Annotated in this window: 11 protein-coding genes and 2 pseudogenes; all 13 read left to right on the plus strand. The window is 44.8% G+C overall.

Going from position 1 to position 10,704, the window contains the following annotated elements:
* Window positions 1–133: 133 nt before the first annotated feature.
* Window positions 134–283: pseudogene (locus tag D7X94_RS17195) on the plus strand (replication initiator protein A); the annotation flags it as partial.
* 64 nt (window positions 284–347) lie between these two features.
* Entirely contained in the window at window positions 348–1,199 is an 852-nt protein-coding gene (locus D7X94_RS17200) for an ATP-binding protein (RefSeq protein ID WP_120429026.1), read from the plus strand.
* Entirely contained in the window at window positions 1,196–1,381 is a 186-nt protein-coding gene (locus D7X94_RS17205; protein ID WP_016303740.1) for a transposon-encoded TnpW family protein, read from the plus strand. The genes D7X94_RS17200 and D7X94_RS17205 overlap by 4 nt, the downstream gene beginning before the upstream one ends.
* Window positions 1,382–1,411: 30 nt before the next feature.
* Window positions 1,412–2,494 (plus strand): annotated as a pseudogene (locus D7X94_RS17210) (VirD4-like conjugal transfer protein, CD1115 family); the annotation flags it as partial.
* Window positions 2,495–2,685: 191 nt separating this feature from the next.
* Window positions 2,686–3,063, plus strand: a complete 378-nt coding sequence (locus tag D7X94_RS17215) for a TnpV protein (protein ID WP_016216487.1) — start codon at window positions 2,686–2,688, stop codon at window positions 3,061–3,063.
* Between the two features lie 20 nt (window positions 3,064–3,083).
* Window positions 3,084–3,302 (plus strand): hypothetical protein, encoded by a 219-nt coding sequence (locus tag D7X94_RS19400; protein ID WP_243111376.1) that lies wholly within the window; start codon window positions 3,084–3,086, stop codon window positions 3,300–3,302.
* Between the two features lie 572 nt (window positions 3,303–3,874).
* Window positions 3,875–4,681: a phosphate ABC transporter substrate-binding protein gene (locus tag D7X94_RS17225; RefSeq protein ID WP_016216485.1), complete on the plus strand. Its 807-nt coding sequence runs from the start codon at window positions 3,875–3,877 to the stop codon at window positions 4,679–4,681.
* Between the two features lie 43 nt (window positions 4,682–4,724).
* Window positions 4,725–5,576 (plus strand): phosphate ABC transporter permease subunit PstC, encoded by an 852-nt coding sequence (gene pstC / locus D7X94_RS17230; RefSeq protein WP_442857926.1) that lies wholly within the window; start codon window positions 4,725–4,727, stop codon window positions 5,574–5,576.
* 6 nt (window positions 5,577–5,582) lie between these two features.
* Entirely contained in the window at window positions 5,583–6,446 is an 864-nt protein-coding gene (pstA, locus tag D7X94_RS17235; RefSeq protein ID WP_016216483.1) for a phosphate ABC transporter permease PstA, read from the plus strand.
* The gene (gene pstB / locus D7X94_RS17240) at window positions 6,443–7,198 is read left to right on the plus strand and encodes a phosphate ABC transporter ATP-binding protein PstB (protein ID WP_016216482.1); all 756 of its coding nucleotides are present in this window, start codon (window positions 6,443–6,445) and stop codon (window positions 7,196–7,198) included. Before pstA ends, pstB begins: the two co-directional genes overlap by 4 nt.
* Window positions 7,198–7,851, plus strand: a complete 654-nt coding sequence (gene phoU / locus D7X94_RS17245) for a phosphate signaling complex protein PhoU (RefSeq protein WP_120429020.1) — start codon at window positions 7,198–7,200, stop codon at window positions 7,849–7,851. Before pstB ends, phoU begins: the two co-directional genes overlap by 1 nt.
* Entirely contained in the window at window positions 7,848–8,525 is a 678-nt protein-coding gene (locus tag D7X94_RS17250) for a winged helix-turn-helix domain-containing protein (RefSeq protein WP_120429022.1), read from the plus strand. The genes phoU and D7X94_RS17250 overlap by 4 nt, the downstream gene beginning before the upstream one ends.
* Window positions 8,522–10,201 (plus strand): sensor histidine kinase, encoded by a 1,680-nt coding sequence (locus tag D7X94_RS17255; RefSeq protein WP_120429024.1) that lies wholly within the window; start codon window positions 8,522–8,524, stop codon window positions 10,199–10,201. The genes D7X94_RS17250 and D7X94_RS17255 overlap by 4 nt, the downstream gene beginning before the upstream one ends.
* Window positions 10,202–10,704 lie beyond the last annotated feature (503 nt).

Genomic DNA, 10,704 nt, shown 5'->3' on the forward strand with positions numbered 1-10,704 from the left:
CATGCGCCAGAAACAGCAAATCGTGAACACTCTTTTTGAGCAAGGAAACGCTTAGTTTTGTTACCCCCCCCCGCCGAAAAACTACAAAATTTCTTCGGCGTTTTCTTACAATTTCAAATTGGCGTTGACACTTATCGAGGAAATGAGCCGGTATATTGCTTCCAGCGGGAATGATTATGTGAGCCATGCCGCCACGCTTTACAGATGGGCGGACAGGGAGAAAAAGGAGAACCCGAAAAAGGGAATCCCTGATTATTCCTACAAGGGGGGCGAGAGCCTTTGACAGCAGAGATACAACGCCCTGTAAACAGGGCGTGGAAAAGACCATGAACAAGGAGGACGATTTTATGAGCGATTATGACAACGCTATTTTCCGGCTTGCCAGAGAAACAGAACCAGAGCTGGAGGACTACACGGGCGAGGACGGGCTTTTATACTGCGGGAGCTGCCGCCAGCCCAAAGAAGCCTACTTCACCGAGGGAAAAGGGCTTTTCGGACGTGACCGACACCCGAAAGAATGTGACTGCCAGCGCAAACGCCGGGAAAAGCAGGAAGCCGCCGACCGGGAGCGCAAGCACCGCGACACCGTGAAAGAACTGAAACGCCGGGGATTTTCCAACGCCGCTATGCGCCAGTGGACTTTTGAAAATGACAACGGCAAATGCCCCCAAATGGATAAGGCGCACTTCTATGCGGCACATTGGGAGGAAATGAAAGCAGAGAATATCGGCTATCTGCTATGGGGCAAAGTAGGCACAGGCAAGAGCTATTTCGCCGGGTGTATTGCCAACGCCCTCATGGAGAAAGAGGTTTCCGTCTGTATGACGAACTTTGCCTTGATACTCAATGACCTTGCCGCCAGCTTCAAAGACCGTAACGAGTACATAGCCCGCCTTTGCAGCTTCCCTCTGCTTATCCTTGACGATTTCGGCATGGAGCGTGGCACAGAATACGGGCTTGAACAGGTTTACAACGTGATTGACAGCCGATACCGCAGCAGAAAGCCGCTGATTGTCACAACAAATTTGACGCTGGAAGAATTGCAGAACCCGGAGGACACCGCCCATGCCCGGATTTATGACCGTCTGCTTGAAATGTGCTGCCCTGTCTGCATTACCGGGGAGAACATCAGGAAAGCCACGGCACAGGGGAAAATGGAACGGTTAAGGGGATTGATGAACGGAAAGGAGAGCCTATGAACCATGACACCAGCAAGACCAGCCGCACCGCCGCCCCTCTGGACGCGAAGCCCGACCTTGTGAAGCGGATAGGGAATACCACCTTTGACATACATATCCATTTCAGCGAAACGAGCCGGGAAACCTTTACGGACAAGGTAGTGCGGCTTATCGAAAACGACAAGGACAGTGTAACCAACTAAAAAGAAGATACACTTTTTCTTGTTCCCTACTTGACATTACCAAAAGGCACAATCCTGGTCGAATGTGGAAAGCTGCTCCAACGGGGCGCGCCGAAGCTGGATAAGGACGGAAAGCCCATGAAGGACAAGAACGGCAAAACCATCTATGAACCGTACCGGATCAAGGTGCTGAATACCATCAACTTCAAAAAATCCATGAAATACAATCCTTTCGCCTATATCCACAGCGAAAAGGACATTTTGAAGCTGGTGACAACCTTAATCGCCAACACCAAGGGCGAGGGGAAAGCCGGTGACGATTTTTGGGTCAAAGCGGAAACGCTGCTGTACTGCGCCCTGATTGGATATATCCACTATGAGGCCCCGGTGGAGGAACAGAACTTCTCCACCCTGATTGAGTTTATTAACGCGATGGAGGTCCGGGAGGACGATGAGGAATACAAAAACCCCGTTGACCTGATGTTTGACGCGCTGGAATCCGAGAAACCCAACCATTTCGCGGTGCGGCAGTACAAAAAATACAAGCTGGCGGCGGGTAAAACCGCAAAATCTATACTGATTTCCTGCGGCGCGCGGCTGGCGGTATTCGATATTGCCGAGCTGCGGGAGGTCACAGCCTATGACGAGCTGGAACTGGACGCCCTGGGGGACAAAAAAACCGCCTTATTTCTCATTATGAGCGATACCGATGACAGCTTTAACTTCCTGATTTCCATGTGCTACACCCAGCTGTTTAATCTGCTCTGTGAAAAAGCGGATGATGTGTACGGCGGCAGGCTCCCGGTCCATGTGCGCTGCCTGATTGACGAGTGCGCCAACATCGGGCAGATTCCAAAGCTGGAAAAGCTGGTAGCCACCATCCGAAGCCGGGAGATTTCCGCCTGTCTGGTATTGCAGGCGCAGTCCCAGCTGAAGGCCATCTACAAGGACAACGCCGACACCATCATCGGAAATATGGACACTTCCATCTTTCTGGGCGGCAAAGAACCCACCACCTTAAAGGAGTTAGCCGCCGCCCTGGGAAAAGAAACCATTGACACTTACAACACCGGGGAGAGCCGGGGGCGGGAAACCTCCCACTCTCTCAATTATCAGAAATTGGGGAAAGATATGCCATACTTATTCGTGAAGAGTTGGCTGCCCAAAACAAAAATAAACAGAACAGGGACACGATCAGCCGACAATTCAGCTAATCATGTCTTTTTTATTTCTTTTTATCTGGTACAATTCTGTACGTCTGAAAAAGTATATAAGGGAATAATGGGTTGAATCAACCAAAACGAAAGTATGTCAGGAGGAAAAGTATGAGTGAATTAAAGGAACGGATAACGGAAAATGGTATTGATTATATACTGGCAGGGGATTATTATATCCCTGATTTGAAACTGCCGGAAGAAAACCGTCCGATTGGATATTTTGGTCGGCTACATCGGGATTATCTGAAGCAGGAACATTCAGCACGTTACACAGCATTATTACTGACTTGTGAATTGTGGACATATCTTGCCGATTTGAATGAGCAGGCAGAGAAACGGTTAGATATTATCATGGAACAGATGAAGATTGTCGAAGGAGTGACGGAGGAATTAAAAGCAAAAAATCAATGGGAATGGGTTCAGAAGATGAACAGTATCCGATATCGGGCAGAGGAAATAGTTAAAAATGAGATGGTTTATATCTAAATCATGGAGGCAAAAGTAATATGGAAAAACAAGTTTATATTACAGAGGAAGAACGTGCAAAGTGCCAAAAAGTAACTGATGCGTTTGCGGAACTGTACGAGATGGAGAAAATCGTGGTGCTTGATGCGGGCAGATACGGCTTTGTGGAGCTGAAATATTACAAGCCGCCGCATGGCTTTGAAGAAGATGCAACTTTCACGGACGGCAGAGCATTGTTTGATGCTCTTTGGCAGGAATAGTTCGATACAACACTGTATCTGACAGCAAAGAAAATGCAGTTAGATAATATCATCTATGAGGAAGTATTCAACTGCCTTTCAAAAGAAAAAAATCGTCAATTATTGCGAAAAAAGCCGACTTTGCAAGAAAGGCGGGTATAACTCTGTAAAATCAGTTTTACGGAAAGTCAATGCCCTATATAGAGGGAAAAAGATTAGAATGGCTCTGTGTATGATATGCAGGGCTTTTCACTTTTGGACATATTGTCTAAAAGTTATAAAAGAGGAACGAATGAGATGGATTCCGCAGGCGTAGGCATTGTGGGAAAGTGTATAACTGCCTGTTTTATGGAGTTGTGGGTAACTGTGTTTACAGGATGTGGGAAAGCTGCACTTTGCTTTTCCATGTGCTGTGAACACAGTTATCCATGACGGAATAGCCAGTTATGCACTTTTCCATAATGCGGTCTTTAATGATAAGTCTGCAAATTTTACAAATATTTGACAAAAGTTGTGTTTTTGATTTTACAGACAGCACTTATCATAATAATCACAGAGCAAAAAATATCAGATAGAAAAGGAGAAAATGTATCATGAAAAAATTTGTCACACTTATTGCGATTGTATCACTTATGCTTACTGCTATGACAGGATGTGGGAAAACAGTCAGTGGATCGGTATCTACGGACGGTTCAACTTCTATGGAAAAAGTCATTGGCGCTTTGGGAGAAGCCTTTGAGGGAAACAATTCCGGCGTAACCTTTACATATAATCCTACCGGCTCCGGTTCTGGAGTTACAGCGGTTGCAGAGGGACGTTGTGATATTGGTCTTTCCAGCCGTAACTTAAAGGATGAAGAAAAGGCACAGGGGTTGACTGAAACGATACTGGCTCTTGATGGCATTGCCGTTATTGTAAATACTGATAATCCGGTAAATGACCTTGACCTTGAAACGATTGGCAGAATTTATAGGGGCGAAATAACGAATTGGAAGGAGATAGGCGGTAATGATTTGGAAATTGTACTGATTGGCCGTGAAGCGGGAAGTGGTACAAGAGATGGCTTTGAATCCATTACAGATACGGAAGATGTCTGCAAATACCGTCAGGAACTTACATCTACCGGAGATGTGATCACAACGGTGGCAGGCAATCCGGCGGCAATCGGTTATGCTTCCCTTGCGTCCGTAAAGGAAACTGTAAAAGCACTTTCTGTCAGCGGCATTATGCCTACGGAGGAAACAGTCAAAGATGGAAGTTATGTAGTGCAGCGCCCTTTTGTATTAGTTACAAGGAGCAATGTAGAACTTTCGGAGGCTGCACAGAAATTCTTTGACTATATTACATCATCTGAAGCAAATGAGATTATCTCATCTGCGGGTGCTGTGCCGGTAAACTAAAGGCTTTGAAAGGTGGAGTCAAATGAAAAACAGAAAACGGCTTATGGAGAATGCCATACATGGCATTCTCCTGATACTTGGTCTGATTACGGTTGGCTGTGTGCTTTTAATTACAATTTATCTTGTCATATCCGGTATTCCTGCTATCCGTAAAATAGGTGTTTTGAAATTCCTTTTTGGGAAAAAGTGGGCTTCTACGGCAGCACAGCCGCAATATGGCATTTTGCCTTTTATCCTCACAAGTATTTACGGTACGGCTGGTGCAATTGTAATCGGAGTGCCGGTTGGCTTTCTGACAGCAGTTTACCTCTCTAAAATTGCGCCGCCAAAAGTAAAAACTGTTATAGAAACGGCGGTCAGTCTGCTGGCGGGCATTCCGTCAGTGGTTTATGGACTTGTAGGAATGATGGTGCTTGTTCCGGGGATACGGACCCTCTTTCATATTCCGGACGGGGCAAGTCTGTTTGCTGCCATTATAGTGCTTGCCATTATGATTTTACCATCAATTATCAAAGTATCGCTTACGGCGTTAGAAGCAGTTCCAAAGGAATATGAGGATGCTTCCCTTGCACTTGGAGCAACGCCGGTTGAAACATATTTCCGTGTATCTGTTCCGGCAGCAAAAAGCGGTATCGCAGCGGCTGTCGTGTTAGGAGTTGGCAGGGCTATCGGAGAGGCAATGGCTATTATGATGGTGGCAGGGAACGCACCTAATATGCCGGGGATGTTTCAAAGTGTACGTTTCCTTACAACCGCCGTGGCAAGTGAAATGTCCTATGCGGCTGACGGGAGTTTACAAAAACAGGCATTGTTTTCCATTGCGTTGGTGCTGTTCCTCTTTATCATGCTGATAAATGCCGTGTTGAATTTCTTTTTGAAACATAGTAAGGAGTAAATGAAAATGCAAAAACAATCTATTTCAACTAAAAGGAAAGCATACATTACCGTCATGCGTGTGCTGATGGGAATTTCCGTGAGCGTTACCTGTGCATTGGTATTATTTTTAATCGGCTATGTATTGTGGAAAGGACTGCCGAATGTATCATGGGAACTGCTTACTACAAAACCGAGTTATCTGTCGAACCGCATAGGGATTCTGCCGGATATTCTCAATACGGTTTATATTGTGCTGGCAACTTTGGTATTGGTTCTTCCTCTTGGGGTAGGTGCTGCAATTTATCTGACGGAATATGCCAAAAATAAAAAGCTGGTAGAAATGATTGAATACACTGCTGAAACATTATCGGGGATTCCGTCTATTATTTATGGTCTTGTGGGGATGCTGTTTTTCTGTCAGTTTTTTGGTATGAAAACTTCCCTCTTAGCAGGGGCATTTACACTGGTAATCATGAATCTGCCCACGGTCATGCGTACCACTCAGGAGAGCCTGAAAACGGTGCCGCAAAGTTACCGTGAAGGTGCTTTCGGACTTGGGGCTGGAAAATGGCGTGTGATTTATACCGTTGTACTTCCCGGCTGTATTGAAGGTGTCATAACGGGCTGTATCCTGTCTGTCGGGCGTATTCTTGGGGAATCGGCGGCACTTCTTTTTACGGCTGGTTTTGCCCACGCTCTGAATGGAATCTTTGAGGGGCTTGGCAGTGCAGGGGCAACACTGACAGTTGCATTATATGTCTATGCAAAGGAAAACGGAGAATTTGGAATTGCTTTTGCTATTGCCGCTATCCTGATGATTTTGACCATGTTCATCAATTTGTCGGCGGCATTGGTGGGCAGATATTTCCAAAGAAGGAGAATTGTATGAGTAATGTTATGACAGTGAAAGACCTGTGTCTTTGGTATGGCAGTGCGCAGGCTTTGAAAGATATAAATATTGAAATTGAGGAACGGAGCATTACAGCTCTGATTGGTCCCTCCGGGTGTGGAAAATCTACTTTTCTTAAATCTTTAAATCGAATGAATGACCTTATTACTGGTGTAAGGATTACGGGAGAAGTGTGTTATAGGAATTATAATATTTTTGATGCAGATATTGATGTCAATGAGCTTCGCCGCAGCATTGGCATGGTCTTTCAAAAGCCTAATCCGTTTCCGATGAGTATCTATGATAATATTGCTTATGGACCAAGGACACATGGCATAAAAAATAAAGCAAAACTGGACGATATCGTAGAACACTCCCTGCGTGGAGCTGCAATCTGGGAGGAAGTAAAGGACAGGCTGAAAAAATCGGCATTAGGATTGTCGGGAGGTCAGCAGCAGCGGCTCTGCATTGCCCGTGCATTAGCGGTTGAACCGGATGTGCTTCTGATGGATGAGCCCACAAGCGCCCTTGATCCGATTTCCACATCTAAAATTGAGGAACTTGCAATGGAACTGAAAGATAAGTATACTATTATCATCGTTACGCACAATATGCAGCAGGCTGTACGGATTTCCGATAATACTGCATTCTTTCTCCTCGGTAGTTTAATTGAATATGGAAATACGGAAAAGATGTTTGAGCAGCCAAAAGACAAGCGGACAGAGGATTATATTACGGGGAGGTTTGGATAATGAGAAGTCGTTTTGATGAACAGCTTGCTACGCTTAATAATGAGCTTACGAGGATGGGGGCAATGTGTGAGGAAGCGATTGCAATTGCTTCAAGGGCGCTCTCTGCGGGCGATGTGAAGCTGACAGATAAGGTTATATCCCTTGACGGGGAAATTAACCATATGGAGCGCACAATAGAAACGCTGTGCCTGAAACTGTTGTTACAGCAACAGCCGGTGGCAGGGGATTTGCGGCAGATTTCCGCAGCCCTTAAAATGATTACCGATATGGAGCGTATTGGAACGCAGGCGGCGGACATTGCAGAAATTATTACATTTCTTGACGGGCGGACAGGCGGGGAATGTGAACATATCCGTTTTATGGCTGATGCGGTGAGCCAAATGGTCACAGAAAGCATTGATGCCTTTGTAAAGCAGGATGTTGCGCTGGCTGATGCGGCGATTGACCGTGACGATGTGGTTGACGATTTATTCCTGCAGGTCAAATCATCATTGATTGAACTGATAGCAGAAAAGCCGACAAATGGAGGATACGCATTAGATTTACTGATGATTGCCAAATACTTTGAACGTATTGGGGATCATGCGGTAAATATTGCAGAGTGGGTGGTTTTTTCTGTAACAGGAAAACACAAAGGAGCAGAAAATTTATGAAAATATGGTGCGTAGAGGACGATGAAAGTATCAGGGATATTGAGGTATACACGCTTAATTCTACAGATTTTGAAGCAACAGGCTTTTCGGATGCGGCGGCTTTTCGTGATGCGCTGGCCACGGATAAGCCGGATTTGATTATCCTTGATATTATGCTGCCCGGAGAGGACGGCGTGGAATTGTTGAAATTTCTGAAAGACAGTCCCGACACTTGCAGGATTCCCGTTATCATGGCAACGGCTAAGGGCATGGAGTACGATAAAATTCAGAGCCTTGATTTAGGTGCGGACGATTATCTTGCAAAGCCTTTTGGAATGATGGAAATGGTTTCCCGCGTGAAAGCTGTACTTCGCCGATGCAATCCCACAGAAGTGGAACATCTTTTGAAGGCAGGCGGCCTTGTTGTCAATTTAGACGAGCATACTGTTACCGTTGACAGAGAAAGGATACAGCTTACTTTAAAAGAGTTTGAACTTCTCCGTCTGTTCCTCTCTCATCCGGGAATTGCATTTACCCGTGACCAGCTTTTTAATGATGTATGGGGTGCGGATTATATCAGTGAAACAAGGACGGTTGATATGCATATCCGTACATTGCGTGTGAAGCTGGGGGATTATGGGAAAATGATTGAAACAGTGCGTGGCGTTGGATATAGATTAGAGGTGCAGGCATGACAAAGAAAATTTTTAAGTCTATTATGATTGTGGCGGCGGCTGTCCTGATGGCGAGCCTTGTTATCATCATGGGGTGTCTTTACAGTTATTTCAGTGATGTTCAGGGGAAACAGTTAGAAGATGAGTTGTCTTTGGCAGCCGCAGCCGTTGAGAAGAACGGGCAGGAATATCTTGAGGAATTACAATCAAATCAGTACCGTCTGACATGGGTTGCCGGGAACGGCGATGTGATATATGATACACAGTCCGACGAGGAAAGTATGGAAAACCATGCGGACAGGGAGGAAATCAGGCAGGCATTACAGAACAGCGAAGGAAAAAGCCTGCGCTATTCCACGACACTCCTGGAAAAAACGCTTTACTGTGCCAGAAGGCTTAACGATGGTTCTGTCCTTAGAATTTCGGTTAGCAGTGCTACTGTTTGGTTGCTTGTATTGGGAATGATACAGCCGATTTTAATTGTGCTTGCCGTGGCCCTTGTGTTGTCGGGAGTGTTGGCAAGCCGGATTTCCAAACATATCATGGAGCCATTAAACAGCCTTGATTTGGAAAAACCGCTGGAAAATGATACCTATGAAGAATTAGCGCCCTTATTAAACCGTATCAATAAACAGCATAGGCAGATAGATGTACAGTTGTCGGAACTTCAGAGAAAGAATGATGAGTTTACACAGATTACGCAGGGCATGACGGAAGGACTTGTGCTTTTAAATGAAAAAAACATCATTCTGAACATCAATCCCGCAGCATTGAAACTGTTCCATACAAAAAAATCCTGCATAGGTAAAGATTTTCTGACAGTGGAGCGGAACCATGATGTGAGCCATGCTATACAGGACGCATTTTCAAACGGACACAGCGAAATCCGCATAGAACGTGAGGGAAAAGAGTATCAGCTCCATGTCAACCGCATTGAATCTAATGGTACTGTAATCGGGGCGGTTGTCCTTGCCTTTGATATAACAGAAGAAGCTTTCGCAGAAAGGAACAGGCGGGAGTTTACTGCCAATGTATCACATGAACTGAAAACGCCGCTGCAATCAATCATGGGAAGTGCGGAGTTAATGGAGAATGGTCTTGTAAAACCGGAGGATATGGCACGTTTTGTAGGGCATATCCGCACAGAGGCAGGGCGGCTTGTAACATTGATTGATGATATTATCCGTTTATCCCAATTAGACGAGGGGTGCGATATGCCTTTTGAAAATGTTGACTTATATGAGGTTGCAACGGATGTGGCTGCGGGGCTGGCGGATATAGCAGCGATAAAGGATATTGAAATTGCTGTGACAGGGGAAACAGTCAGGATAAAAAGTGTCCGGCGGTTATTGACGGAAATTATATTTAATCTTTGCGATAATGCTGTCAAATATAATAAAGATGGCGGTATGGTGGAGGTTTCTGTAAGCAGGGAGGAAAATCAGGCTGTGATCTCTGTAAAGGATTCAGGAATTGGCATTCCGGCGGAACATCAGGCAAGGATATTTGAGAGGTTTTACAGAGTGGATAAGAGCCGTTCTAAAGAGTCGGGTGGAACGGGGCTGGGACTTTCTATTGTAAAACACGCCGTACAGTATTTGAATGGTCAGATTGACTTACAGAGCAGCCCTGGAGAAGGAACAATCATACAGATTTTTTTGCAAGAGGATAAAAATGATGTGATGCAGATTTCCTAAAAAATTCAAATTTTACATAAATTATACAAAACATAGCTTTTAGATTTTACAAAGAAGTCATAAGATTAGTTTTATATATTCAATACAAACGCTAATGGTGGTTGATAATGCAATCTTTATGACATAAATATGTAATTCATAAATTAGGGAATAGTGGTTTTATTTGAGTATAAAACGCTGTTCTCTTTTTTTGTAAAAGATGGCAGAGAGGGACAGGTCATGTTTAGAAAAAAACAAAAACTGTATATATGCAAAAAACGAAAAATACGGAATGGTTATACACATCAAGGTGTACTGCAGGGAAGGTTGAAACTTACCTGCGGTACACCTTTTTTGTTGGTGTGAAATTTGTCTGATTTTAGATGTTATTGCAGTTTCGCTTTGACTGCTGCTGTTCCGTTTTGTGGCAGAAATTTTGATACGGTTTACTTTGATCTTGTCAATATCAGTTGACACATTCAACTCAAAGATTTGCGGAACTTATGCGGCAGCATCCAGGGCCG

The organism is Acutalibacter sp. 1XD8-33, assembly GCF_003612555.1.
GTDB lineage: Bacteria > Bacillota > Clostridia > Oscillospirales > Acutalibacteraceae > Acutalibacter.